Annotated in this window: 24 protein-coding genes; 3 read left to right on the top strand and 21 right to left on the bottom strand. The window is 64.8% G+C overall.

The features are described from left to right. Positions 1-7: 7 nt before the first annotated feature. The 8 genes from QTA58_RS14335 to QTA58_RS14300 form a co-directional block, all read right to left on the bottom strand. A complete protein-coding gene (locus QTA58_RS14335; RefSeq protein WP_289669364.1) occupies positions 8-1,795 on the bottom strand; it encodes an adenine deaminase in 1,788 nt (595 codons plus the stop codon). After that, positions 1,792-2,715: a nucleoside hydrolase gene (locus tag QTA58_RS14330; RefSeq protein WP_289669363.1), complete on the bottom strand. Its 924-nt coding sequence runs from the start codon at positions 2,713-2,715 to the stop codon at positions 1,792-1,794. Before QTA58_RS14330 ends, QTA58_RS14335 begins: the two co-directional genes overlap by 4 nt. A 3-nt stretch (positions 2,716-2,718) precedes the next feature. Next, the gene (locus QTA58_RS14325) at positions 2,719-3,744 is read right to left on the bottom strand and encodes an ABC transporter ATP-binding protein (protein ID WP_289669362.1); all 1,026 of its coding nucleotides are present in this window, start codon (positions 3,742-3,744) and stop codon (positions 2,719-2,721) included. Beyond that, positions 3,737-4,519, bottom strand: a complete 783-nt coding sequence (locus QTA58_RS14320; RefSeq protein ID WP_289669361.1) for an ABC transporter permease — start codon at positions 4,517-4,519, stop codon at positions 3,737-3,739. Before QTA58_RS14320 ends, QTA58_RS14325 begins: the two co-directional genes overlap by 8 nt. Continuing rightward, positions 4,516-5,358, bottom strand: coding sequence for an ABC transporter permease (locus tag QTA58_RS14315; protein ID WP_289669360.1), 843 nt, complete (start codon positions 5,356-5,358; stop codon positions 4,516-4,518). Before QTA58_RS14315 ends, QTA58_RS14320 begins: the two co-directional genes overlap by 4 nt. A gap of 177 nt (positions 5,359-5,535) precedes the next feature. Then, positions 5,536-6,570 carry an ABC transporter substrate-binding protein gene (locus QTA58_RS14310; RefSeq protein ID WP_289669359.1) on the bottom strand — a complete coding sequence of 345 codons (1,035 nt, stop codon included), beginning with the start codon at positions 6,568-6,570 and terminating at the stop codon, positions 5,536-5,538. Next, complete coding sequence (locus QTA58_RS14305; protein ID WP_085420355.1) at positions 6,567-7,652, bottom strand: LacI family DNA-binding transcriptional regulator; 1,086 nt, start codon at positions 7,650-7,652, stop codon at positions 6,567-6,569. The genes QTA58_RS14310 and QTA58_RS14305 overlap by 4 nt, the downstream gene beginning before the upstream one ends. 220 nt (positions 7,653-7,872) lie before the next feature. Next, positions 7,873-8,790 (bottom strand): LysR family transcriptional regulator, encoded by a 918-nt coding sequence (locus QTA58_RS14300; protein WP_289669358.1) that lies wholly within the window; start codon positions 8,788-8,790, stop codon positions 7,873-7,875. A 146-nt stretch (positions 8,791-8,936) separates the two neighbouring features. Here QTA58_RS14300 and QTA58_RS14295 point away from each other — a divergent pair, with 146 nt between their 5' ends. The 3 genes from QTA58_RS14295 to QTA58_RS14285 all read left to right on the top strand — a co-directional run bounded on the left by QTA58_RS14295 (position 8,937) and on the right by QTA58_RS14285 (position 12,629). Further along, on the top strand, positions 8,937-10,112 hold the full coding sequence (locus QTA58_RS14295) for an acyl-CoA dehydrogenase (RefSeq protein WP_289669357.1): 1,176 nt from the start codon (positions 8,937-8,939) through the stop codon (positions 10,110-10,112). A gap of 349 nt (positions 10,113-10,461) precedes the next feature. After that, positions 10,462-11,043 carry a cupin domain-containing protein gene (locus QTA58_RS14290; RefSeq protein WP_085420358.1) on the top strand — a complete coding sequence of 194 codons (582 nt, stop codon included), beginning with the start codon at positions 10,462-10,464 and terminating at the stop codon, positions 11,041-11,043. A 149-nt stretch (positions 11,044-11,192) separates the two neighbouring features. Next, a complete protein-coding gene (locus QTA58_RS14285) occupies positions 11,193-12,629 on the top strand; it encodes an NAD-dependent succinate-semialdehyde dehydrogenase (protein WP_289669356.1) in 1,437 nt (478 codons plus the stop codon). A gap of 221 nt (positions 12,630-12,850) precedes the next feature. Here the strand turns inward: QTA58_RS14285 and QTA58_RS14280 are convergent, their stop codons facing one another. The 13 genes from QTA58_RS14280 to QTA58_RS14220 form a co-directional block, all read right to left on the bottom strand. Next, a complete protein-coding gene (locus QTA58_RS14280; protein WP_289669355.1) occupies positions 12,851-13,873 on the bottom strand; it encodes a sulfate/molybdate ABC transporter ATP-binding protein in 1,023 nt (340 codons plus the stop codon). Continuing rightward, complete coding sequence (gene cysW / locus QTA58_RS14275) at positions 13,870-14,760, bottom strand: sulfate ABC transporter permease subunit CysW (protein WP_289669354.1); 891 nt, start codon at positions 14,758-14,760, stop codon at positions 13,870-13,872. The genes QTA58_RS14280 and cysW overlap by 4 nt, the downstream gene beginning before the upstream one ends. 2 nt (positions 14,761-14,762) lie before the next feature. After that, positions 14,763-15,584 carry a sulfate ABC transporter permease subunit CysT gene (cysT, locus tag QTA58_RS14270; protein WP_289669353.1) on the bottom strand — a complete coding sequence of 274 codons (822 nt, stop codon included), beginning with the start codon at positions 15,582-15,584 and terminating at the stop codon, positions 14,763-14,765. A gap of 205 nt (positions 15,585-15,789) precedes the next feature. Further along, positions 15,790-16,776 carry a thiosulfate ABC transporter substrate-binding protein CysP gene (gene cysP, locus QTA58_RS14265; RefSeq protein WP_289669352.1) on the bottom strand — a complete coding sequence of 329 codons (987 nt, stop codon included), beginning with the start codon at positions 16,774-16,776 and terminating at the stop codon, positions 15,790-15,792. Positions 16,777-16,984: 208 nt separating this feature from the next. Further along, on the bottom strand, positions 16,985-17,188 hold the full coding sequence (locus tag QTA58_RS14260; RefSeq protein WP_085420363.1) for a DUF1059 domain-containing protein: 204 nt from the start codon (positions 17,186-17,188) through the stop codon (positions 16,985-16,987). 454 nt (positions 17,189-17,642) lie between these two features. Continuing rightward, a complete protein-coding gene (gene mmsB / locus QTA58_RS14255) occupies positions 17,643-18,530 on the bottom strand; it encodes a 3-hydroxyisobutyrate dehydrogenase (protein ID WP_289669351.1) in 888 nt (295 codons plus the stop codon). Between the two features lie 24 nt (positions 18,531-18,554). Beyond that, entirely contained in the window at positions 18,555-19,634 is a 1,080-nt protein-coding gene (locus QTA58_RS14250) for an enoyl-CoA hydratase/isomerase family protein (RefSeq protein ID WP_289669350.1), read from the bottom strand. Positions 19,635-19,858: 224 nt separating this feature from the next. Then, positions 19,859-21,454 carry a GMC family oxidoreductase gene (locus QTA58_RS14245; protein ID WP_289669349.1) on the bottom strand — a complete coding sequence of 532 codons (1,596 nt, stop codon included), beginning with the start codon at positions 21,452-21,454 and terminating at the stop codon, positions 19,859-19,861. Between the two features lie 157 nt (positions 21,455-21,611). Further along, positions 21,612-22,622 carry a branched-chain amino acid ABC transporter permease gene (locus tag QTA58_RS14240; protein ID WP_289669348.1) on the bottom strand — a complete coding sequence of 337 codons (1,011 nt, stop codon included), beginning with the start codon at positions 22,620-22,622 and terminating at the stop codon, positions 21,612-21,614. 15 nt (positions 22,623-22,637) lie between these two features. After that, positions 22,638-23,525, bottom strand: coding sequence for a branched-chain amino acid ABC transporter permease (locus QTA58_RS14235; RefSeq protein WP_289669347.1), 888 nt, complete (start codon positions 23,523-23,525; stop codon positions 22,638-22,640). A gap of 193 nt (positions 23,526-23,718) precedes the next feature. Next, positions 23,719-24,420: an ABC transporter ATP-binding protein gene (locus tag QTA58_RS14230; RefSeq protein ID WP_289669346.1), complete on the bottom strand. Its 702-nt coding sequence runs from the start codon at positions 24,418-24,420 to the stop codon at positions 23,719-23,721. Between the two features lies 1 nt (position 24,421). Further along, positions 24,422-25,204, bottom strand: a complete 783-nt coding sequence (locus QTA58_RS14225) for an ABC transporter ATP-binding protein (protein WP_289669345.1) — start codon at positions 25,202-25,204, stop codon at positions 24,422-24,424. Further along, positions 25,204-26,421 (bottom strand): ABC transporter substrate-binding protein, encoded by a 1,218-nt coding sequence (locus QTA58_RS14220; protein WP_289669344.1) that lies wholly within the window; start codon positions 26,419-26,421, stop codon positions 25,204-25,206. The genes QTA58_RS14225 and QTA58_RS14220 overlap by 1 nt, the downstream gene beginning before the upstream one ends. Between the last annotated feature and the right edge of the window lie 33 nt (positions 26,422-26,454).

Genomic DNA, 26,454 nt, shown 5'->3' with positions numbered 1-26,454 from the left:
GTCCCACCTATTCGAGAATTTCGAGAATCGGAGATTCCAATAGCGTGCCGGTCGTGACATCGGCAATGCCGCGATCGGTCTGGTGCGGACCGGGATTGCAGGCGAGCGTCGCGCCGAAGCAGGCCTTGAAGACGAGATAGGGCGGCTGCCACTCGACGACCCGGTCCATGGCGGCGCGGATATTGCGGAAACCTTCGGCCACCTCTTCCATCGGCGCTTCGGAGACGAGGCCGGAGAGCGGCAGCGGCAGGAGCGCCTCGACCTTGCCGCCGATCGCCACCGCCATGCCGCCGCCCGTCGCGATCACCGCATTGGCGGCCGCCGCCATATCCGCCGGATCGGAACCGAAGACGGTGAGATTGTGGCTGTCATGGGCGAGCGTCGTGGCGAAGGCGCCTTTCCACCGGCCCCAGCCGGTGAGGAACCCAAGACGGGTGCGGCTGTCGACGCGGCCGTGGCGGTGGGTGACCGCAATCAGGGTCGTTCCCTCCGGGGGTACCACATAGCCGTCGGCGACATCCGCATCCGTCTGCCCCCAGTTGGTGAAACGCGGGCGATCGATCGTTGCGAGCCGGACCTTGCTGGCCGTCGCGGGAAGCTTGAAATCCTCGGCCCGCAAGGGCTCGAGCCTGACCGAGCCCTTGAGCGGCGAAGGATCGACGGAGCCCACCTCGACGATCATGGCGCCGTTGCGTGCGATCGGCGTGCCGCTCGCGAGCACATGCCGCGCACGGAAATCCTTGAGATCTTCGAAAAGCACGATATCCGCCCGGCGCCCGGCGGCGATCAGGCCGAGATCGGCCCGGCCGATCCGGACGGCGGCATTCAGCGTCGCCGCCTGCAGCGCCCATTCCGGCCTCATGCCGTAGCGCACCAGCCGGCGCACCACGTCGTCGAGACCGCCGCCCCCGACGAGATCGTCCGGGAAGACGTCGTCGGTGCAGAGCGTCACGGTCTGCGGCAGATGGCCGAGCGTGTTGAGCGCCTCGACGAATTCCGGCAGCAGGTGGTCGTGCGAGCCGCGCATCTCGATCGTCAGCCCGGCGCGCAGCTTGGAGAGGAAGTCGGCGGCGGAAACCAGCTCGTGATCGGATGTCACGCCGGCCGCCATGAAGGCGGCGAGATCGGGTCCGGCAAGGCCGCGCGCATGGCCGCAGACCAGCTTCTCGGATGTCAGCGCCACCTGCACGATCGCGCTCATGCGCGGATCGCGGTCGATGACGCCGCGCATGTTCATGACCTCGGCAAGCCCGCCGATCTTCGGCCAGAACAGCATTTCCTCGATCGCCGCGGCGTCGAAATCGGCGCCTGCCGTTTCCAGGCCCGGCGCGGAAGGCACGCAGGACGGCGCCAGCACGACCGCGCGCAGCGGCAGCGGCCTGACCGCCTCGACCGCCCAGCGCACGCCGTCGATGCCGTGCACGTTGCCGAACTCGTGCGGATCCCAGACGATGGTGGTCACCCCGCGCGGCAGGACCGCGCCCGCGTAAGTTCCGGGCGTCACCATCGAGCTTTCGATATGCATATGCGTGTCGATGAGCCCGGGCGAGACGAAGGCGCCCTTCGCATCGATGACCTGCGCGGCATCGGAACGGCTGCCGGCGTCATGGACGCTGGCGATCATCGGCCCGACGATGCCGATATCGGCCGGCCTCAGCTCCCCCGTCACCATGTCCACCAGCATGCCGCCGGTGATCAGGATATCGAAAGGCGCGGCGCCGCGCGCCGCCGTGACGGCGCGATTGCGCAGCGCCGGATCGGTGAACTCCTGCACCGTCGCAATGATGTTCTTCACCAGCTTGCCTCCGCCCGCAATGTTTCGAGAATGACTGTCCTCGCCGCCTCGGTGTCGATCTCCACGCCATAGGCGGCGTTGAACTCGGCACGGCCGGCGCGTGCCTCGACCACGGTGCGGCCGCGGGTGAGCGTCCCGGCAAGCTCGACATCGAGACGCGCCTCGCGCCAGGTCACATGCTCCGGATAGACGAAGGCGACGGCTGCAACCGCATCGTAGAGCGCCATGGCCGGACGGCCGCGGCTGGTGGCGATCGCCACGAAACCGGCGAGCAGGTCGGCGACGAGTTCGGCGTTGCGACCGCCGGCTGCCCGGACCGGCGCGATGTCGTCGGGTCCGCAGAGAACCTTGCGGCAGAGGTCGAGATCGACCATCCGGAACGGGATCTTGTGGGCAAGCACGATCGCCAGTGCCTCCGGATCGGCATAGGCGTTGAACTCGGCCGATGCCGTATGGTTGCCGGCCGTCACCCCGCCGCCCATCCAGGTGAGATCGGTGATCTTCGCGGCAAGGTCCGGCCGCGCAAGGGCGACGGCCGCGATATTGGTCAGCGGCCCGAGCGCCAGGATGCGCCGCTCGCCCTCGCCTTTTTCAAGCCAGGCGCAGAGCGCTTCGAAGGCGTCGTCCTGAAAGGTGTCTGCGGCATTCGGCAGGCTCACGCCCGCGGTCGGAATGCCGGTCTGGCCGAGCACGCTGGTCGCCGTCTCCAGCCGGCCCAGCACCGGCGCATCGCGCCCCGCATGGATCGGGAACGGCCAGACGAAGGCGGCCGCCGCTCCGGCCGCATTGCGCCGGACGTTGTCCATCGGCGCGTTGCCGAACACCAGCGAAACGCCGTCGATCGCAAGGCCCGCATGCGCCGCGACCATGATCGCGGCGATGTCGTCGAAGCCCATGTCGGTATCGATCCAGATGCCCATGGCTCAAGCAAACCTCGCAAGCGGCGCAGCCTTTTCGGCCGGCAGGTCGAAGGAAAGGTCGGCACCCAGCGCATGCGCCGGCTGGCTTGCCTCCACCTCGGCCTTGATCGGGCCGAAGGGCGTGTCGAGCAGGTATTCCCGGCTGTCGCCGGCGAAGGATGTGCCGCGCACGGTGCCCCGGAAAGGACCTGATCCCAGGGTCACCATACGCGGCCGCCAGGCCAAACCCGCCGCTGATGGGGCTTGACCCGGGAGTTCGATGAGGCCGCCGCTCGTCTTCAGTCTTCCTTGTTCGAGCGGGAAAATGTTCTCGAAGCCGACGAAATCGGCGACGAAAGAGGAAACGGGACGGCTGTAGATATCTTCCGGCGAACCGATCTGCTCGATCGCGCCGCCCTTCATCACCACAATTCGGTCGGCGAGCGCAAGGGCTTCCGCCTGGTCGTGCGTGACAAAAATCATCGTCACGCCGGTTTCCTTCTGCACCCGCTGCAGTTCCGTGCGCATTTCCAGCCGCAGGCGGGCGTCGAGGTTGGAAAGCGGCTCGTCGAGCAGCAGCACCTTCGGCTCCATGACCATGGAGCGGGCGAGCGCCACGCGCTGCTGCTGGCCGCCGGAAAGCTCGGCCGGCTTGCGGTTGGCGAAGCTGGAAAGCCCCACCGACTTGATGCCCGACTGCACCTTGACGTCGAGCTCCGTCCCGCGCATGCCCTTGAGCTTCAGGCCGAAGGCGACGTTCTCGTAGACCGAGAGGTGCGGAAAGAGCGCATAGGACTGGAAGACGAGGCCGACGGCGCGCTTGTTGGCCGGTACGCGGGTGATGTCGGCGCCGTCGAGCCGTACATGGCCAGACTTGACCGGCAGCAGCCCGGCGATGGCCCGCATCGTCGTCGTCTTGCCGCAGCCGGAAGGGCCGAGCAGCGCGATGAGCTCGCCTTTCCGGATGCCGAGATCGAGATCGGCGACGGCAACCGTGTCGCCATAGGCGAGCGTCAGCTTTTCGAGCGAGAGGTAAGGCGCATCAGACATAGCGGGAGAATCCGAGGAAACGTTCGGCGGCGAATACGATGCCGATGGAAAGGAAGGCGAGCAGCGAGGAGAGCGCCGCCACGGACGGGTCGAAGACGATCTCCATGTAGGCGATCATGTCGACCGGCAGCGTGCGCACGCCGGGCCCCGAGAGGAAGAGCGACACCGGCACTTGGTTGAAGCTGGTGACGAAGCCGAGGATGAAGGCGGACAGAATGCCGCCACGGATGTTCGGCATCACCACCCGGAAGAAGGCGCCGAGCCGCGAGGAACCGAGCAGCACCGCCGCTTCCTCGATGTCGGAGCGCAGGTTGTCGAGGCTCGCGGAGACGACACGCACCGCATAGGGCAGAACCAGCGCCGTATGCGCGAGGAACAGCGCCGCGGTGATGCCGACCTGGAAGGGCACGACGATGTAGCGCAGCAGCGCCAGGCCGACGATGATCCCCGGCACGATGATCGGCACCGAGACGACGGTGCGGACGATTTCCGCCCCCGGCAGCTTGTAGCGGGAGAGCGCGTAGGACGCCGGGATGCCGAGCACCAGCGCCGCCGCCGTGCCGCCGATCGCGAGAAACAGCGACATGCCGAACGAGGCGCGGAAGCTTTCGACCGTGAAGACCTTCAATATCCAGCGCAGCGAAAAGCCCTGCGGCGGAAAATTCAGCGTCTCGCCGGCCGAAAACGAGGCGGCGACGATGATCAGGAACGGCCCGATAAGGAAGGCCAGCACCAGAAAGAGCGTGAGAGGAATGAAGAGGCTGCGCGCGGTCATTGGGCAGCCCTCTGCTTGTTGCGCGCGGTGGCGACGCGCTTCAGGAGAATGTTCGCGGCAAAGCTCATGACGATCAGGATGAAGGCGATGACGCTCGCCGAGACGAAATTGTTGGAGACGGAAACCTGCTGGTAGAGCAGCGTTTCCAGCATCAGCACCTTGGAGCCGCCGAGAATGGCGGGCGTGATATAGGCCGTCAGCGAACCGGTGAAAACCAGCGTGCCGCCGATGACGAGGCCTTCCTTGGTAAGCGGCAGGACGACCTTCCAGAAGACCTGGAACCAGTTGGCGCCGAGCACCCGGGCGGCGGGAATGGCGTCCTTCGGCATGTTTTCGAGCGCCGAGATCAGCGAGATGATCATCAGCGGCAGGAAGAGCTGCAGCAGGCCGATGAAGATCGCGGTCTCGGAGAAGAGGATGCGCAGCGGCGCCTCGGTAAGCCCCAAGAGCTGGAACGCCTCGTTGACGATGCCGGTGCGGCCGAGGATGACGATCCAGGCATAGGTGCGCGCCACCGGCGAGATCATCAGCGGCAGCACGACGAGGCCGGTCATCCTGCCCTTCATGCCGGGCTCCAGGCTGACGATCGCAAACGCCGCCGCATAACCGATGACGGCCGAAGCGACCGTCACCAGCGCGCCGAGCTTCAGGGTGCGCAGGAAGACGGCGCGGTTCAGCGAATTGGAGAAGAAATCCGTATAGGCGGAAATCGTCCAGCCGCCGCCGGATCCGCGGAAACCGTCGGAGAGCAGGATCACCACCGGCACGAGGAAGACCGCCGCGGCGAACAGCGCGGCAGGCAACGCAAGTGCAAGCGCTTCGGCCCTGTTTTGGAACATTGGTGGTGGTCTCCGATAGTGTAGTGCCGTGTAGCCCCCTCACCCGGCCTCCGCTTTGCTCGGCCACCCTCTCCCCGAGGGGAGAGGGGGATCGGCGACGCCGCGGCAACTTCCCTTCTCCCCGGCGGGGAGAAGGTGCCGGCAGGCGGATGAGGGGGCTACGGTTTCAGTTCGAGCTTACTGCCCCACCGTCTCGTTCCAGCTCTTCACCCAGCCGGCGCGGTTGTCGAGCGAGACTGCGGACGGGATGAGCTTCAGGCTCTTCGCCGTTTCCTCACCATAGGTGAGGTTGTTGGCGATCTCGTCGGAGAGCTTGACCTCCTTGTTGGCCGGGCTGTCGACCAGTTTTTCGGCAAGCTTGGTCTGGACTTCGGTCGAGAGCCAGAAATCCATGAACTGCAGCGCCAGGTCCTGGTTCTTCGAACCCTTGGTGACGATCATGACGTTCATGCCGCCCGTCTGGCCTTCCTTCGGCGTCGCCCAGGCGACCGGCAGGCCGAGCTTGGTGAAGGGCGCCCAGGTGAAGCGGCCGATCGGCGCCGCCCAGATTTCTTCCTGCTGCATGAGCTGCACGAGCTGCGAGGATTTCTCGTAGAAGGTGACGATCTCGTCCTTCCTTTCGCCCACCGCCTCGATCGCGGCCTTGAGGTCCGGCGTGTCCTTGCCGAGCGCCTGGCCGAGCATGTAGAGCGCCGGCGGGCCCTGGTTGGTGGTGACGTTCGGCCAGGCGATGTGGCTCGCATATTCCGGCTTCAGGAGATCGGCCCAGGACTCGATCTTCATCTTGTCGGAACGGTAGGCGATCGAGGTGGCGTAGAAGGTGTAGCCGACGCTCATGCCGTCGCCGTTCGGATCCTTCGCCACGTCGTAGAGCTTGCCGAAGTTCGAAAGCTTGGCCGTGTCGATCTTGTCGATCAGGCCGGCGCGGGAGGCGGCCAGCGCATCGGCCATCGAGACGACGGCCATGTCGACCACCGGATTGGCCTTGTTGGCTTCCATCTTGGTCAGGCGCTCGACGCTGTTGCCGGTCTCGACCACGAGCTTGCAGCCGCAGATCTTCTCGAAGGGAGAATAGACGATCTCCTTGTATTCGTCCTGGGCGAGCGCATAGACGGAAATCGTCAGCGTCTTTTCCTGGGCCAGGGCCTGTATTGGCGCTGCGCCCATGCTGAGCATCAGGGCGGCGCCCGATGCGAGAATGACCTTCTTCATGATTTGTGCTCTCCTGCTGTCGGCTTGATCGGGGGTTGGGCATGCGAATTTGGAGTGCCGCCGGAATAGGGGGCACCCGTTGACTGGCGGATGACAAGCTGCATCGGCACCCGGTCCGTCTCCGAAGCGACCCTGCCGGCTAGAGCCTCCTCCGCCTCGCCCTCGGGTCCGATCGCGCGGATCAGCGCCGCGATGGCGAGATCGGCGATGGCCGCCATGTCCATGCGCATGGTGGTGAGCGCCGGCGTGACGACCGGCGACCAGACGAGGTCGTCGAAACCGGTGACGCTGACCGCTTCCGGCACGCCGATGCCGGCCCGCTGCAATTCGGTGAGCGCCCTGAGCGCCGAAAGATCGGAAACCGCCGCAAAGGCGGTGAACCCGGCTTCGGCCCTTTCCGCAAGGCCGAGCGGACAGCCCTCGCCTCCGGCGGCCTCGACCTTTTCGATCCACAGCACCTCGCATTCGACGCCGGCGCCGAGGCCGGCCTTCAGCCCGCCGATGCGATCGTTCTGCACGTTCGAGGAGGCGCTGGTGCCGATCAGCAGGACCTTCCGGTGACCGAGCGAGGACAGATGCCGCCCCATCTGCGCCCCGCCGTCCCAATGATCGGCCGCAACGGTGTTCCCGGGCGTGGACGGCGTGTCGATGACGGCGACGGGACAGCCGACATCGGCGATCCGCGTGCCGCGCCGGGGCACGATCACCATGCCGTCGACGCCGCGTTCTAGAAGCCGGTTGATCGCCTCCGTCTGCCTGGCGACATCGCCGCGGGAGTCGGCGATCAGCACGCCGTAACCGGCATTCGACGCGGCATTCTCGATCGCCTGGGCGATCTGCGGAAAGAGCGGGTTGGCGATATCCGGCAATACGAGCCCGAGAACCCCGGTGCGGCCGGTGCGCAGCGCCCGTGCCGCAAGGCTCGGCACGTAGCCGAGTTCGGCCGCCTTGGCGCGGATCCGCTCGATGAGCTCCGGCGATACCCTGCCCTTGCCGGACAGCGCATTGGAGACGGTCGCCGCCGACACGCCGAGGGCGGCGGCGATCGCGCTCATATTCGGTCCGGAACGGGGGATGGCCATGACATGCTCTGATTAAACGTTTAAGCACGCATACTTTGATCAAAACACTTTGTCGAGTATTTTGTAACCACGAGGTGACAGATATCCCCACATCCTGCCTTGACTCTGGTCGCGCCGCCAGCAACAAATCCCCTCACCAACAAAATCTACGACTTGGCTGAAGCTAAGATCGTGATTTTGTAACCTCTCCCACAAGGGGGAGGGGCTTATCCGCACCGCCTTACCACCCCACCACCTCTTCCCGATACCGCCCGATCTCCTCCAGGAGCCACGCCCGGAAGGCCACGACGGGCCGGAAGCCCGCCTTGCTGATCGGCGCCACCGCGTAATACGAACTGGGGCTCCTGACCTGATGCGGGAAGGCTTCGACGAGCTGGCCGCTCGCAAGCTCGGAATCGATCAGGAAGAGCGGCATCAGCGCCACGCCGAGACCGGCGATGCAGGCCTGCGCCACGCTGCCGAACTGCTCGAAGCGCATCCCCTGCGACGGCGTGCCGGTGACGCCGGCGCTTTCGAACCAGTGCGCCCAGGCGCCCGGCCGCGAGGCCATGTGCAGCAGCGGCAGGCGCAGCAGGTCCTCGCCCTTGCCGATCGGATGCGACTTCAAGAAGGCCGGCGACGAGACCGGCGCCACCATCTCCTCCATCAGGAAGGTGCATTCCGCGCCCGGCCAATCCGGCTGGCCGATATGGATCGCCATGTCGATGCCGTCGCGGTCGAAATCGAAGATGCCGATGCGGGTCGCGAAATTCAGCGTGATCTCCGGATGCCGCGCGACGAATTTCGGAATGCGCGGCATCAGCCAGCGCGTGCCGAAGGTCGGCAGGATCGCGAGGTTCAGCTGGTCGTTATGCCGTTTGGTCATGGCGGCGAGCGAGGCCGAACGGATCTGCGCAAGCGCGTCGGCGACCGCCTTGGCGTAGTCCGCACCGGCGGCTGTCAGCACGACGCCGCGGCTGGTGCGGTCGAAAAGCGGAATGCCCAGCTGCTCCTCGAGGCCGGAAACCTGCCGGCTGATCGCCCCTTGCGTCAGCGACAGCTCTTCGGCCGCGGCGGAGAAGCTTCCGAGCCGGGCAACGGAATCGAAAGCCGCGAGCGCCGAGGTGGAAGGCAGGAATTTCCGCGAGAGGCTGATCATGCGCTATTACTATAGATCATGGCCGGATGAGTAAACGGTGCTTGCTCCCGCGCCCCGGCTGGCGATAATCCTTCAAACTTCAAAATTGCCGAACTCAACACCGCCAGAACTCTACACCGCCAAAATCCTACACCGGAGGAACGACCTTGGCTTTTTCCTGGAACGACCCTTTCCTGCTCGACGATCAGCTGACCGACGACGAGCGGATGATCCGCGACTCCGCCGCCGCCTTCGCCAGGTCCGAACTCCTGCCGCGCGTCCAGGAAGCCTATCTCGACGAGACGACCGAACCGGAGCTTTTCAAGCTGATGGGCCAGACGGGCCTCCTCGGCGTCACCCTGCCGGAGGAATACGGCGCCGCCAACGCGTCCTACGTCGCCTACGGCCTCGTCGCCCGCGAGATCGAGCGCATCGATAGCGGCTACCGTTCGATGATGAGCGTCCAGTCCTCGCTGGTCATCTATCCGATCTATGCCTACGGCTCCGACGAGCAGAAGAAGAAATACCTGCCGGGCCTCGTCTCCGGCGAGCTGATCGGCTGTTTCGGCCTCACCGAGCCGGATGCCGGCTCCGATCCGGGCGGCATGAAGACCCGCGCCGAGAAGATCGAGGGCGGCTACCGCCTGCGCGGCTCGAAGATGTGGATTTCCAACGCGCCGATCGCCGACGTCTTCGTCGTCTGGGCGAAGTCGGAAGCCCATAACAACGAGATCCGCGGCTTCGTGCTGGAAAAGGGCATGAAGGGTCTCTCCGCACCGAAGATCGGCGGCAAGCTGTCGCTGCGCGCCTCGATCACCGGCGAGATCGTGCTCGACGGCGTCGAAGTCTCCGAAGATGCGCTGCTGCCGGGCGTCTCCGGCCTGAAGGGTCCGTTCGGCTGCCTGAACCGCGCCCGCTACGGCATTTCCTGGGGCGTCATGGGTGCGGCGGAAGACTGCTGGTTCCGCGCCCGCCAGTATGGCCTCGACAGAAAACAGTTCGGCAAGCCGCTCGCCGGCATGCAGCTCTACCAGAAGAAGCTCGCCGACATGATGACCGAGATCACGCTCGGCCTCCAGGGTTCGCTCCGCGTCGGCCGGCTGATGGACGAGCACAGGATGGCCCCGGAAATGATCTCCATCGTCAAGCGCAACAATTGCGGCAAGGCGCTGGATATCGCCCGGCAAGCCCGCGACATGCACGGCGGCAACGGCATCCAGATCGAATTCCACGTCATGCGCCACGCGCAGAACCTGGAGACGGTCAACACCTACGAGGGCACACACGACGTCCACGCCCTGATTCTGGGCCGCGCCCAGACGGGCATCCAGGCGTTTTTCTGAGGTTTGCTGCTTAGGCGTCATGCCGTTCCCGCCCCCCTCTGGCCTGCCGGCCATCTCCCCCACAGGTGGGGAGATTGGATGGGCGCACCGGCTTCCCCAAACAGCTAAGCTTTCTATTCGGTAAACGCTGAGTGAGGCGGGAAGAGCCCGCCGCTTGTGATCTCCCCACCTGTGGGGGAGATGGCCGGCAGGCCAGAGGGGGGCCGGATCGGCACGCCCTCGATAGGCGCCCCTCCCCCGCTCACCTTCCGCGCCGTTTTTCGTCATTGGCCAAATTTTCGCCTTCGGTGTATCACTGAGTGGAACCGCTCTATCGGGCGGTGAGGACAGGAAAAGGTCGATTCGAAGAATGCACGCCATGGAGAAGACGGCGGATGACGCCGATGGCGGTTTCAACGTGGGTGAACGGCTTCGCCTGGTGCGCCAGAGCCACGGTCTTTCCCAGCGGGCGCTGGCGATGAAGGCGGGAGTGACCCACTCGCTCGTCTCGCTGATCGAGAAGAACAAGGTGAGCCCCTCGGTCGCCTCGCTGAAAAAGATCCTCGAGGCGATCTCCTATCCGATGACCGATTTCTTCGCCCTGACGCTGCCGCCCGTCGACCAGATCTTCTATCGCGCCGACGAGCTGACGCCACTTTCGACCGGCGCGCTGACGCTTCTTCAGGTGGGCGACGCCAAATCCCACAACGTCCAGATCTTCCATGAATTCTACGAGCCGGGCGCCGATACCGGCGAAACCATGCTGAGCCACGAGGCGGAGGAAGGCGGCGTGGTCGTCGCCGGCGAACTGGAGCTGACCGTCGGCGGCCAGACGCGCATCCTCAGGCGCGGCGACGCTTTCCTGTTCGACAGCCGCCTGCCGCACCGCTACCGCAATATCGGCACCGAGCGCTGCGAAGTGGTCAGCGCCTGCACGCCGCCTTATCTTTGATGATCTTTAATGCACAGAAATTGCTTTAATAGCGGCTGCGCCGTTGATTGTCGGCGGCAATTATCCTAACTCAACTACCGGAATTCTCCGCACCTCTGCGGGCGGCTCAGGCCCCGCTTCCCTGCACTTTTAGAACGAAAGTGGACATCATGCAGACCTATCCCGACGTCAAGCTTTTCATCAACGGCGAGTGGCGCGATGCCCTCGGCGGCGAGACCTTGCCCGTGGTCGATCCGGCGACCGAAGAGGTGATCGGCAAGATCGCCCATGCCCGCAAGGCGGATCTCGACCTGGCGCTGGAAGCGGCCGACAAGGGCTTCAGGATCTGGCGCGACACCGCCGCCTTCGAGCGTTCGAAAGTGATGCGCAAGGCCGCCGACCTCATGCGCTCCCGCGCGGATGCGATCGCCTGGATGATGACCCGCGAGCAGGGCAAGCCGCTCGCCCAGTCGAAGATGGAGGTCATGGGCGCGGCAGACACGATCGACTGGTTCGCCGAAGAGGCCCGCCGCACCTATGGCCAGATCATCCCGGCCCGCTTCGGCGGCGTGCAGCAGATGGCGATCAAGATGCCGGTCGGCCCCGTCGCCGCCTTCACGCCCTGGAATTTCCCGATCAACCAGATCGTCCGCAAGCTTTCGGCGGCACTCGCCACCGGCTGCTCGATCATCGTCAAGGCGCCCGAGGAAACCCCGGCCTCGCCGGCGGAGCTGATCCGCGCCTTCGCCGATGCGGGCGTCCCGGCCGGCGTCGTCAATCTCGTCTACGGCATCCCGGCCGAAGTGTCCGAATATCTCATCCCGCATCCGGTCATCCGCAAGATCTCGTTCACCGGCTCCACGCCGGTCGGCAAGCATCTGGCGGCACTTGCCGGCAAGCACATGAAGCGCGCCACGATGGAGCTCGGCGGCCATGCGCCGGTGATGATCTTCGACGACGCCGATCTCGAAAAGGCGATCGAGGTCACCGCTGCCGCGAAGTTCCGCAATGCGGGCCAGGTCTGCGTCGCCCCGACCCGCTTCCTCGTGCAGGACGGCATTGCCGACAGGTTCACGGCCGGCTTCGTCAAGGCCGCCCAGGCGCTCAAGGTCGGCAACGGCCTCGAAGAGGGCGTCGGCATGGGTCCGCTCGCCAACGAGCGCCGCATTCCCGTCATGGAAGACATGATCCACGATGCGGTCGGCAACGGCGCCGAGCTGAAGACGGGCGGCAAGCGCATCGGCAACAAGGGCTACTTCTTCGAGCCGACCGTGCTCTCCGACGTGCCGACCTCGGCCAAGGTGATGAACGACGAGCCCTTCGGCCCGCTCGCCATCATCAACCGCTTCTCGCATTTCGACGATGCGATCGCGGAAGCCAACCGCCTGCCCTTCGGCCTCGCCTCCTATGCCTTCACGAGCTCGGTGAAGACGGCGCACGCGCTCGGCCGCCAGGTGGAAGCCGGCATGCTGACCATCAACCACAACGGCCTCGCCCTGCCGGAAGTCCCCTTCGGCGGCATCAAGGACTCGGGCTACGGCACCGAAGGCGGCTCGGAAGCGACCGAAGCCTATCTGGAAACCCGCTTCGTCAGCCAGATGAGCTGAGTGGTTTGATATTTGAGGGGTGTGGATGGCTCCACCCCCCTCTGCCCTGCCGGGCATCTCCCCCACAAGGGGGGAGATCGGCTAGACGTGCCGGTTTCCTCAAACAACCAACCGAGATGTCCGACAAGCGGTAGTTTGGCGGGAAAGGCAGGCTGCTCGTGATCTCCCCCCTTGTGGGGGAGATGTCCGGCAGGACAGAGGGGGGTATTTCGAGCTCAAAGCTACCCCACCGCAAAAACCTTCGCCCGCCTGAGCGTCACGAAACCGCCGTCGCCGGCCTTCACCGTGCGTTCCGGCTCCACGTCGAACTCCAGATGTTCGCCCGTCTCGGCCGTCGCCAGCACGCGCCTTCCATCGGGCCGGTCGAGAACGCGGGTGATGCTCGCCGGAATGCCCGGCCCCTGCAGCGACCAGTCGAGATCGGCAGGCCGGGCGTAAAGCTCCGCCTTGCCGTCGGCCAGCCCCGACACCTCGATCGCCGCACCGCTGGCATAGGCCTTGCCGTCGCGCACTTCCGCCGCGATCACGTTGGCATCGCCGAGGAATTTCATGACGAAGGACGATTGCGGATCGCGGCACACCTCTTCCGGCGTGCCCTGCTGGACGATATGCCCGTCCTTCAGGATGACGACGCGGTCGGCGAGGTCGAGCGCCTCTTCCTGGTCGTGGGTGACGAAGAGCGTCGTGATGCCGAGTTCGGAATGGATTTCGCGCAGCCACCGGCGCAGGTCGCGCCGGACATTGGCATCGAGCGCGCCGAACGGCTCGTCGAGCAGCAGCACCTTGGGATCGACGGCGAGCGCCCGGGCGAGCGCCACGCGCTGCCGCTGCCCGCCGGAAATCTGCGCCGGAAACCGGTCGCCCAGGCCTTCGAGGCGCACCAGCCGCAAGAGCTCCGCGACCCGCGCGTCGATCGCCGCCTTCTCGCGCTTCACCTTGGAGACCTTCATGCCGAAGGCGATGTTTTCCGCCACGGTCATGTGCGGGAAGAGCGCGTAATGCTGGAAGACGAAGCCGACGCCGCGGTCGCGTACGGGAATGTCGGTCGCATCCTGGTCGCCGAAGTAGATGTGTCCGCCATCGGCATATTCGAGGCCCGCGACCATGCGCAGGATGGTCGTCTTGCCGGACCCGGAGGGCCCGAGCAGGGCGACGAGCTCGCCGCTCTCGATCGTGAGCGAAACGTCGCGCACGGCGCGGAAGGTCTCGAAGGTTTTGACGACGTGGTCGAGGCGGATCTTCATGAGGCTTTCTCCGCGGGATTGGCGGCGGCCAAGGGGTCGGAACGCACGCGGCCCGCACCCTGGCGTTCCAGCGCCACCTTGGCGATGATGGTGAAGACGGCGATGAGCGCCAGGATGGAGGCTGAAGCGAAGGCGCCCGTCGCCTGATAATCGTGGTAGAGCAGCTCGATATGCAGCGGCAGCGTGTTGGTCTGGCCGCGGATATTGCCAGAGACGACCGAGACCGCGCCGAATTCGCCCATGACGCGGGCGTTGCAGAGCACCACGCCGTAGAGCAGCGCCCATTTGATGTTCGGCAGCGTCACCGACAGGAAGGTGCGCCAGCCGGAGGCGCCGAGCGAGGTGGCGGCCTCTTCGAGATCGCGTCCCTGCGCCTGCATGAGCGGGATCAGTTCGCGGGCGACGAAGGGCGCCGTGACGAACATCGAGGCGAGAATGATGCCGGGAATCGCGAACAGGATTTTTATCCCGTAGGCATCCAGCACCGGCCCGAAAATACCCTGCAGGCCATAGACGAAGAGATAGGCGACGCCGGCGACGATCGGCGAAACCGAGAACGGGATTTCGATGACGACGAGCAGGAAACGCTTGCCCCGGAAATCGAACTTGGTGATCGCCCAGGCGGCCGCGATGCCGAAGGCCGTGTTGACCGGCACGGCGATCAGCGCCGCGAGCACCGTCAGCATGATCGCGTGCCGCGTGTCGGGATGGACAATCGTGTCGCGATAGACGGCCCACCCTTTGGCGAAGGCCTCGACGCCGATGATGACGAGCGGAGCGAGGATAATGAGAGCGACCAGGACGAGCACGATGCCGATCAGGGCCCGGCGGAAGAGCGGCTGGTCGCCGACGCGCGGCGGCTTTCGGCCTTTGACGACGGTGCTCATGGTCAACTCCTCGCCGTGTAACGCAGCGCCCGCGCCTGCATCCAGTTGGTGACGGCAAGCATGGCGAAGGCGGTGAGCAGCAGCACCGAGGCGATCGCGGCGGCGGCCGCATAATCGTATTCCTCCAGCCGGATGAAGATCAGAAGCGCGGTGATTTCCGTCGACATCGGCTGGTTGCCGGCGATGAAGATGATCGCGCCGAACTCGCCGAGGCAGCGGGCGAAGGAGAGCGACAGGCCGGCAAGAAGAGCCGGTGTCAGGAGCGGCAGGATGACCTTGCGAAAAATTTCCCAGTCGGAGCCGCCGAGCGACTGGGCCGCCTCCTCCAGCGCCGGATCGAGATCCTCCAGCACCGGCTGCACCGTTCTCACGATGAAGGGCAGCGAGGTGAAGCACATGGCGATCATGATGCCGAGCGGCGTATAGGCGACCTTGATGCCGAAATCGTCGAGGATGGAGCCGAACCAGCCGTTGGTGGCGAAGAGCGCCGTCAGCGAAATGCCGGCCACCGCCGTCGGCAGCGCGAAGGGCAGGTCCACCATCGCGTCGACGATCCGCCGTCCGGGAAAGCGGTAGCGCACCAGCACCCAGGCGAGCGCCAGGCCGAAGAAGAGGTTGAACAGCGTGGCGCCGAGCGCCGACAGCACCGTGACGCGGTAGCTCGCCAGCGCCCGCGCCGAGGACACGATGCGCCAGTAATCCTCCGGCCCGAGGCTCGCGGCCTTGAAGACGAGCGCCGCCAGCGGCAGCACCACGATCAGCCCGACATAGAACAGGGTCACGCCCAAGGATAGCGGCAATCCGGGCAGGACATTGCGTTTCAAGCGGTCATTTCCTCTTCTCACGGCAAAACCCGGCGGATGAAAATCCACCGGGTGTAGAGATGGCAACCTCGCCTCATGCTCGACGTCGTCCCCGGCCTTGTGCCGGGGATCTGCCGCGCTCGCGATCTGGCCGATGCAGATGCCCGGCACGAGGCCGAGCATGACGGAAGAGCATTTTGGCGATGCCGGTCAAACCCGGGACGACTTAACGGCTGCCGTAGAGCTTGTCGAGAGTGCCGCCGGAAGCAAAGTGCTCGGACTGGATCTTGCTCCAGCCGCCGAAGACGTCTTCGACATTGACGAGGCGGATCGCCGGGAACTGATCCTTGAACTCGGCGGCGACCTTTTCATTGTTGACGCGGTGGCCGAATTCGGCAGCGATGCGCTGGCCTTCTTCCGTATAGAGGAAGTCGAGATAGGACTTTGCGAGCGCTTCGGTGCCGTGCTTCTGCACCACCTTGTCGACGACCGCGACCGGGAATTCGGCGAGCAGGCTGACCGAGGGGATGACGCCCTCGACCTTGTCGGCGCCGTATTGCTTGACGATGCCGCGGGTCTCCGCCTCGAAGGTGATCAGCACGTCGCCGGTCTCGCGCTCGACGAAGGTCGTGGTCGCCGCGCGGCCGCCGGTATCGAAGACCGGAACGTTGTCGAAGATCTTGGTGATATAGGCCTCGATCTTTTCCTGGTCGCCCTTGTAGGCTTCGTTGGCCCAGGCATAGGCGGCAAGGTAGGTGTAGCGGGCATTGCCGGACGTCTTCGGGTTCGGGAAGACGGCATGCACGTCGTCACGGGCGAGATCGCTCCAGTCCTTGATGTTCTTCGGATTGCCGGCGCGCACCAGGAAGGACGGGAAGGAATAGAAGGGCGAGGCGTTGTTCGGGAAAGCCTTCGTCCAGTCCTTCGAGACGAAGCCGTTCTTGGCGAGGAAATCGATATCCGTCGACTGGTTGAAGGTCACCACGTCGGCTTCGAGGCCTTCGACGATCGAACGCGCCTGCTTGGAGGTGCCCGCATGCGACTGGTCGACGGTGACGCCCGGATGCTGCTTGACGAAGGCTTCGTTCACCGAAACGAAGAGTTCGCGGGCGACGTCGTAGGACGCATTCAGAAGTTTCGTCGGCTGCTGCGCCATTGCCGGCGTGACGAAAAGCGCGGCAAGAGCGGTGCCGAGGATCAGGAGGCGGTTCATGCAGGTCTCCGGTGTTGGATATTGCCGGTGAAACTACCGGGACGCGCATGAAATCGCGAGGAACCGGCCACCCCGGTTGCAGACCGCCTTAGAATTTTTGTCCATTTTCTCTCGTGTTTGGCGGAGCTTTTCGCGCAATGCCGGGTTCGACACCGTCCCCTCACGAGAGCAGCGCTATGAATGCTCCGAAAACTCCATCATCAATCCGTCACGCGACGCTGCGCGGCGCTTCGAGATCGTGGATGGCTTTCTTGATTTCCTCGCGGAACTCCGGCGTGTCGTGATGGCCGTGCACGGAAACGGCATGCTGTACCGCGGCGCTGACGAGTTCGTCCGTGCTGTCGGCCGAAATCGCTACGGTGCATTTCGTCTCGCTCGGAAATTCGCGGCAGTCGATGAATTTGCGTCCCATCTTCTCCTCCATCGCAAGCCTGGCCGGCGGCCAGGGGGCAGGGATTTTACTCCCTTTGCCGAGGTGAGACAAACCTGATTAAACCCTCATATGCGCCGCCGCCAGCGGGGATGATTTCGGCCGGCTGGAAAAATTCCGCGCCCTCTTTTCAAAAGCTTAGGCCGGGAGAACCGGCCGGTTCTTCCCCGCCCTCCGGCGCCGGGCGATAATTCTCACGTCATCGGATGGGAAACCGGGATCGCGAACCGGCCTCCTCCTCAGGGTTCGTTTTCGGGCTCCGGTTTCCGGTGATGGTCGATGGAAGCGATCGGACGAGAACTGACAACTCTCGAAAGACCGCCGAAACGGCCGGGGCAGGCAGAAAATCCTATCTCCCACTTGCATCACCGCTGCCTGCCCCGTTCCCAACCACGCCGGCCCGGCCGGACGTGGATAAAGGCATGTCCGCCAAAACCTATGCGCCCGCCTTCTCCCGCAACATGTGAATGATGGCGGAAAAATCGTCTCCGCCGTGACCCGCCTTCTCGAACTCGGCATAAAGCTCCGCCGCATGCTGCCCAAGCGGTGTCGCAGCCCCCGATTGTCTGGCCGCCTCCTGCGACAATGTCAGATCCTTGAGCATCAGCGCCGCGGCGAAACCCGGCCTGTAATCGTTGTTCGCCGGTGAGGTCGGCACCGGCCCCGGCACCGGGCAATAGGTGGTGAGCGACCAGCACTGGCCGGAGGACGTGGAGGCGACGTCGAACAGGGCCTGATGCGACAGCCCGAGTTTTTCCGCGAGCCCGAACGCCTCGCAGACGCCGATCATCGAAATGCCGAGGATCATGTTGTTGCAGATTTTCGCCGCCTGCCCCGCACCGGCGCCGCCGCAATGGACGATCTTCCTGCCCATGGCTTCGAGGATGGGCCTGCCGCGGGCGAACGCCGTTTCCGAACCGCCGACCATGAAGGTCAGCGTGCCCGCGGCCGCTCCGCCCGTGCCGCCGGAAACCGGCGCGTCGAGCGAGACGCTGTTCATCACCTCGGCCAGCTTGTGGGCGCGCCGGGCGCTTTCCACGTCGATGGTGGAGCAGTCGACGACCAGCGTCCCCTCCGCGATGAGGGTGGCAAGATCGGTCCAGACGGCCAGCACGTGCTGCCCCTTCGGCAGCATGGTGATCACGCATTCCGCATCGCGCACGGCCTCGGCCAGCGATGCGGAACCGTTGACGCCGGTTGCCGCGGCGGCCTGCAGGGAGGCCTCCGAAAGGTCGAAGCCGCGCACCTCGTGGCCGGCCTTCACGAGGTTGGCGGCCATCGGCCCGCCCATGTTGCCGAGGCCAACAAAAGCGATCTTGGTCATGTCTTCCTCCCGTTCTCGTTGTTTTCAAAGCCTGTGGTCCGGAAACAGCACCGGATGCCGCGCGGCGAAATAGCGGTCGAGATCGGCCTCCCCCACCTCTTCCAGCCGGGCAGGCGACCATTTCGGATTGCGGTCCTTGTCGACGATCGCGGCGCGCACGCCCTCGTAGAAATCGCGGTTGCGGAGGATTTCCGTGCCGGCCGTGAATTCCCGTTCAAGGCATTCGACGAGGCTCGAACTCTGCCGCCCGAGGCGCAGCAGCCGCAGCGCCAGCTTGAGGCTGGTCGGCGAGCGCTTCGAAATGATCTCGCGGGTCCTGACGGCGAACTCGCCCTCTTCCTTCCGGAGCGCCGCGACGATCTCCTCGACGGTCTCGAAGCCGAAGGCGCGGTCGATCAGCTCGCGATGCGCTTCCAGCTCGCTTCCGCCCGGCACGACGGCAAAACGGTCGATCACCACCCGCACCTGCTCGTCGGAAGCGCCGCCCTTCAATTCGCCGAGGGCATCGACAAGCGCGCCAAGCCGTTCCGACGGCACATGGGTATCGGCGAGACCGGCATAGATCGCGTCCGCCGCGCCGATCGCCTCGCCCGTCAGCGCCATCCATGTCCCCGTTTCTCCCGGAGCGCGCGGCAAAAGCCAGGTGGCGCCGACATCCGGCACGTAGCCGATGCCGGTTTCCGGCATGGCGAGCCGCGTGCGCTCGGTGACGATGCGGTGCCCGCCATGCGAGGAAACCCCGACGCCGCCGCCCATGACGATCCCGTCCATCAGCGCCACATAGGGCTTGTCATAATGGGCGATCATGTAGTTCAGCGGAAATTCCTCCCGCCAGAAGCGCGTCACGTCCGGATCGTCCGCCTTTCCCATCTCATGGATGACGCGGATGTCGCCGCCGGCGCAAAGTCCCCGCTCCCCCTCGCCTTTCAGGACGACGCAGGAGACCTCCGGGTCTTCGGCAAAGCGCTCCATCGCCGCCTTCATCGCCCGCACCATGGCAAGGTTGAGGCTGTTCAGCGCCTTCGGCCGGTTGAGCCGGATGATCGCCGCCGAGCCGATGCGGCCGATAAGGATTTCGTCGCTCTGGGTTGCCGCTTCCGGCATGCTGCTTCCTTCCTATTCAGGCTTTCGGCGTGGGAGATTTCCCTCTTCTCCCCGGCGGGGAGAAGTGCCGAGCGGATGCGAGGCGATGAGGGGGCCGCACGGTAAAACGCTCATTTCGAGACCGCCGAGGGCTCGCCCCCTCATCCGACCCTTCGGGCCACCTTCTCCCCGCTGGGGAGAAGGAGAGACCGCGCCGCCCAAACCTCTACATCCGACGTCCTATCCTACCTGTTGTCCGCCAGGATCATCTCCGCCGCTTTCTCCGCGATCATGATCGTCGGCGAATTGGTGTTGCCGGAGGTAATATTGGGCATGATCGACGCATCGGCGATACGCAACCGTCCGAGCGCCCGCATTTTCAGCCGCGGATCGACGACGCTCTCCGGATCGGCGCCCATGCGGGCCGTGCCGACCGGGTGGAAGATCGTCGTGCCGATATCGCCCGCCGCCTTCTCCAGATCTTCGTCGGTTTCGAAGGACGAGCCGGGCTTGTACTCCTCCGGGTGATAGCGCGCGAACGCCGGCTTCCTGACGATCTCGCGGGTGATGCGGATCGATCTGACCGCCACGTCACGGTCGCCGGGGGTCGAGAGATAGTTCGGATGAATGCCGGGCGCTGTGGCGAAATCCGGGCTCTTCAGATGCACCGAACCGCGGCTTTCGGGCCTGAGATTGCACACGCTCGCGGTCATGGCCGGAAACGCGTGCACCGGCTCGCCGAACCTGTCGAGCGATACGGGCTGGACGTGATATTCGAGGTCCGGGGTTTCCTTGTCGGGGCCGGATTTGGTGAAGATGCCGAGCTGGCTCGGCGCCATGGACATCGGCCCGGAGCGACGGAAGGCATATTCCAGCCCGATCGCCGCCTTGCCGATCAGGCTGGAAGCCTTCTCGTTCAGCGTCGGCACGCCGGTCACCTTGTAGACCATCCGAAGCTGCAGGTGATCCTGCAGGTTCTCGCCAACCCCTTTTACCTCCTTGACCACCTCGACGCCGGCGTTCTGCAGCACGTCGCCGCGGCCGATGCCGGAGAGTTCGAGGATGTGCGGCGTGCCGATCGCGCCGGCGCTGAGCACGGTTTCCCGCCGCGCATAAGCTTTCTTCGTCACGCCGTCGTGCTGGAATTCGACCCCCTTCACCTCGCCGTTCTCGATGATGAGGCGCCGCACATGCGCCTTGGTCAGCACGGTGAGGTTCGGCCGCTTCATCGCGGGACGCAGGAAGGCCTTCGAGGCGTTCCAGCGGGTGCCGGAGCGCTGGTTGACGTCGAAATAGCTGGAACCTTCGTTGTTGCCGCGGTTGAAATCCTCGACGATCGGGATTCCGGCCTCCTCGGCCGCCTTCTGGAAGCTCTCGAGCACGGCCCAGCGGAGACGCTGCTTTTCGATGCGCCATTCGCCGCCCACCCCATGCATGTCGTCGGCGCCCCTGTAGAAATCCTGGCTCTTCTTGAAGATCGGCAGCACGTCGTCCCAGCCCCAGCCGGTGCAGCCCATCTGACGCCAGAGATCGTAGTCGCGCGCCTGGCCGCGCATGTAGATCATGCCGTTGATCGACGAACAGCCGCCGAGGATCTTTCCGCGCGGATAGGAGAGCGCGCGGCCGTTGAGGCCCTCTTCCTTTTCGGTCGTGAAGCACCAGTCGGTGCGCGGATTGTTGATGCAGTAGAGATAGCCGACGGGAATATGCACCCAGTGGTAATTGTCGTTGCCGCCCGCTTCGAGGATGAGGACGCGGTTGCCCGGATCCTTCGAAAGCCGGTTGGCCAAAACGCATCCGGCGCTGCCTGCGCCGATGACGATGTAGTCGTAGTTTTCCATTCCCGTATGCTACTCCGCAAATCAAGACCCCTCCCCACCCTCCCCACAAGGGGGAGGGCTTAACCTGGCCGTGACCGCCGAATGCAGGGCGAGACGTTGCCACAGGTCTTCTCCCCCCTTGTGGGGGAGATGGCCGGCAGGCCAGAGGGGGTATTTTTCACCGCCGATATTCAAACCCGAGCTTCCGCCCGATCCACGACGCATAGAACTCCCCGACGATGCCCCGCCGGAAGACCAGCACGCAGATCATGAACACGACACCCGTGATGATCGTCACCGGGAAATCCGAGGTCGCCAGATAATTCTGCAGCGTCACCACCAGGCCGGCGCCGAAGATCGGGCCGATCAGCGTGCCGATGCCGCCGAGCAGCGTCATGAGGATCACCTCGCCGGACATCTGCCAGGCGACGTCCGTCAGCGTCGCGAACTGGAAGACCAGCGCCTTGACGCCGCCCGCAAGCCCGGCCAGCGCCGCCGACATGACGAAGGCGCCGAGCTTGTAGCGCGCCACGGAATAACCGAGCGAGATAGCGCGCGCCTCGTTTTCGCGGATCGATTTCAGGATCATGCCAAAGGGCGAGTTGATGAACCGCCAGATGATCACCATGCCGATCACGAACACGGCCAGCACGAAGTAGTACATGTTGGTCGAGCTGTTGAGATCGACGAAGCCGAAGAGATGGCCGCGCGGCACCTGCTGGATGCCGTCCTCCCCTTGCGTGAACTCCGCCTGCAGGCAGAAGAAGAAGAACATCTGCGACAGAGCGAGCGTGATCATCGCGAAATAGATGCCCTGCCGGCGGATCGCCACATAGCCCATGACGAGCCCGAGCAGTGCCGCGCCGGCGACGCCGGTCAGGACGCCGAGCTCCGGCGGAAAACCCCATTCCTTCACCGCATGGGCGGTGAAATAGGCAGCGCCCCCAAAGAAGGTCGCATGCCCGAAGGACAAGAGCCCCGTATAGCCGAGCAGCAGGTTGAAGGCGCAGGCGAAGAGTGCGAAGCAGAGCAGCTTCATCAGGAAGATCGGATAGAAGAAGGCCGGCGCCACCACGAGGAAGGCGAGGCCCGCGATCAGGAAGGCCGCATAGGTCATCGAGGCGGTGGCGGACCGTTCGGCGCGCTGCCCGGCAGGGGATTTGACGCTGGTATCGCTCATGTCGGTCATGTCACGCATCCTCTCCTAAGCATCTCGGCCGAAAAGGCCGGCCGGCCGGATGAGAAGCACGATCGCCATGATGACGAAGATCACGATGTTCGAGGCTTCCGGATAAAACACCTTGGTCAGGCCCTCGGCGATGCCGAGCATGTAGCCGGTCAGGATGGCGCCCATGATCGAACCCATGCCGCCGACCACGACGACGGCGAAGACGACGATGATGATGTTCGAGCCCATCAGCGGCGAGACCTGGTAGACGGGCGCGGCAAGCACCCCGGCAAAGGCCGCCAGCCCCGCGCCGATGCCGTAGGTGAGCGTGAGCAGCATCGGCACGTTGACGCCGAAGGCCTGTACGAGAACCGGGTTCTCGGTTGCGGCGCGCAGGTAGGAGCCGAGCTTGGTCTTCTCGATCAGGAGCCACGTGCCGATACAGGCGATGAGCGACACGACCACCACCCAGCCGCGATAGATGGGCAGGAACATGAAGCCGAGGTTCGTCCCGCCGGCAAGCTGCGGCGGCACCGAATAGGGCTGGCCGGCCGCGCCGTAGAGATAGCGGAACGTGCCCTCGATCGTCAGCGCAAGGCCGAAGGTGAAGAGCAGGCCGTAGAGCGGATCGAGCTTGTAAAGGCGCGACAGCATGGTCCTTTCGATCAGCGCCCCGAACAGGCCGACGATCAGCGGCCCCAGCACCAGCGCGAACCAGTAGTTGATGCCGAAATACTGCAGCATCAGCATCGCCGCGAAGGCGCCGAGCATGTATTGCGCGCCGTGGGCGAAGTTGATGACGCGCAGCAGGCCGAAGATGACCGCGAGCCCGAGGCTCAGGAGCGCATAGAAGGAACCGTTGATCAGGCCGATCAGCAGCTGCCCGAGAAAAGCCTGCAGCGGTATGCCGAAGATCATCGTCATGGGGTGGGGCTCCCGACCAAAGCAACTGAGTGAGAAACACCCCCTCTGGCCTGCCGGCCATCTCCCCCACGAGGGGGGAGAAAACCCGCGGCACCCTCTCCGGCAAGCCTGGCCCCGACGGTGCGGCAAGGTAAGCCCCTCCCCCTTGTGGGGAGGGGTTGGGGAGGGGTTTTGATCAAAATCTCAGCCATCCCTACACCCCCAACACCTTGTGCAGCATGGTCATCCGGTCCGGCAGTTCCCGGACCGGGAAATCCGCGACCATCCGGCCGTGATCCATGAGATAGAACCGGTCGGCGATGCGGCTTGCGAAGCGGAAATTCTGTTCCACCAGAAGCACCGTCATGCCCCGCTCCTTCAGCTTCTTCAGCACCTCGCCGATGCGCTGCACGATGACGGGAGCAAGGCCTTCCGTAGGTTCGTCGAGGATCAGCAGCCTGACGCCGGTGCGCAGGATGCGGGCGATCGCCAGCATCTGCTGCTCGCCGCCGGAAAGCTTCGTGCCGGGGCTGGAGCGGCGTTCCCTGAGGTTCGGAAAGAGCTCATAGATTTCGGCGAGCGACATGCCGCCCTCGGCGACGACCGGCGGCAGCGTCAGGTTCTCTTCGACGGTGAGCGTCGAGAAGATGCCGCGCTCCTCCGGCACGAAGCCGATGCCCGCATGCGCCGTCTTGTGCAGCGGCACGCCGAGCATATCCCTGCCGCCGAAGCGGATCTCGCCCTTCCGCTCGCGGATGATGCCGACGATGGTTCTGAGCGTCGTCGTCTTGCCGACGCCGTTGCGGCCGAGAATGGTGATCGTCTCGCCCTCGCCCACCGTCATGTCGACGCCGTGGAGCACGTGGCTTTCGCCATACCAGGCATTCAAATTCGAGACTTGCAGCAATGGCGCCATCTCAAGCCTCCTCCGAGCCCATATAGGCGAGCCGCACGCGCTCGTCCTGGCTGACGGCGGCATAATCGCCTTCCGCGAGGATCTCGCCGCGCTGGAGCACCGTCACATGGTGGCAGATGTTGGCGACGACGGAAAGATTGTGCTCCACCATCAGCACCGCGCGGGTCTTCGCGACCTCGCGGATGATGCCGGAGACGGTGCCGATATCCTCCTGCCCCATGCCGGCCATCGGCTCGTCGAGCAGCAGGACTTTCGGATCGAGCGCCAGCGTCGTGGCGATCTCCAGCACGCGCTTGCGGCCGTAGGAAAGGTCGGCGGCGAGCGCATTGCGCTCCCGTTTCAGGCCGACCGCCTCGATCAGCTCGTCGGCGCGCGCATTCAGACGGTCGAGTGCGGAGGTGGGCAGCCAGAACTGCGTCGAAAGCCCGTTCGGCCGCTGCAGCGCGACGCGCACATTGTCGAGCACAGAAAGATGCGGAAAGACCGCGGAGATCTGGAAGGAGCGCACCAGGCCCATGCGCGCCACCTTGTCCGGCGGCGTTCTGGTGATGTCCGTGCCCAGAAGCGTGATGGAACCGGCCGTCGGCTGCAGGAACTTGGTGAGCAGGTTGAAGACGGTCGTCTTGCCTGCTCCATTCGGGCCGATCAGCGCATGGACGCGCGCGTGGTGAATATCGAGGTCGACGTTCTTCACCGCCGCGAAGGCGCCGAAATGCTTGGTGAGGCCGCGGGCGGAAAGCACCACCCGCGGCTCTTCAAGCATTGCTGTCGCGGAGACCGCCATTACTTCACCAGATCGCAGCCGCTCTTGGCGGGATCCATATAGGCCTCCTTGCCCGGAATGGTGGCGAGCACGTTGAAATAATCCCACGGCTCCTTGCTGTCGGCCGGCTTCTTGACCTGCAGCAGGTACATGTCGTGGATCATCCGGCCGTTCGCCGCCACCGTGCCGCCGCGGGCGAAGAAGTCGTCCACCGGCATCTCGTGCAGCGCCTTGGCGACGGCTTCCGTCTCGTCGGTGCCGGCCTTCTGGATCGCCTTCAGATATTGCAGCACGGCGGAATAGGTGCCGGTATGGATCATGTTCGGCATCTTGTTCGTGCGGGTGAAGAATTTTTTCGCGAATTCCCGGCTCTGGTCGTCGAGGTTCCAGTAATAGCCTTCCGTCAGTGTCAGGCCCTGCGCCGCTTCGAGGCCGAGGCCGTGCACTTCCGCGAGCGTGAAAAGGAGAGCCGCAAGGTTCTGCCCGCCGGCGGTGATGCCGAATTCCGCCGCCTGCTTGATGGCGTTGGATGTGTCGAGGCCGGCATTGGCAAGGCCGATCACCTTGGCGCCGGAAGACTGCGCCTGCAGCAGGAAGGACGAGAAATCGGTGGTCGACAGCGGATGGCGCACCGAGCCGACGACCGTACCGCCGCTCGCCTTGACGAAATCGCTCGTCTGCTGCTCCAGCGAATAGCCGAAGGCATAGTCCGCCGTCAGGAAGAACCAGCTGTCGCCGCCCTGCTTGACGAGCGCGCCGCCGGTGCCGACCGCCAGCGCATGGGTGTCATAGGCCCAGTGGAAGCCGTAGGGGGAGCACTGCTTGCCCGTCAGGTCCGTCGTGGCGGCGCCGGTGACGATGTCGATCCTCTTCTTTTCCTTGGCGATCGCCTGCACCGCCAGCGCAACGGATGAGGTCGTCAGCTCCATGATCGCGTCGACCTGCTCGGTATCGTACCACTGGCGGGCGATGTTTGAGGCGATATCCGGCTTGTTCTGGTGGTCGGCATCGACGATCTCGACCGGAACGCCGAGAACCTTGCCGCCGAAATCCTCGACCGCCATCTTGGCGGCCTCGACCGACGACTTGCCGCCGAAATCCGCATAGACGCCGGACTGGTCGTTCAGGATGCCGATCTTGACCTTGCCGTCGGACGCACTCTGCGCGAACGCCATGCCGCCCGTAAGCCCGGTGGTTGCAAAGAGAACCGCCAGCGATGTCAGAAGTGTCTTGCGCATGATTTCTCCTCCCAGAGAAAGTATCCGGAGATT

Source organism: Neorhizobium sp. CSC1952 (genome assembly GCF_030378245.1).
GTDB classification, from domain to species: domain Bacteria; phylum Pseudomonadota; class Alphaproteobacteria; order Rhizobiales; family Rhizobiaceae; genus Neorhizobium; species Neorhizobium oryzae_A.
This window is presented reverse-complemented; position numbering and strand designations above follow the sequence as displayed.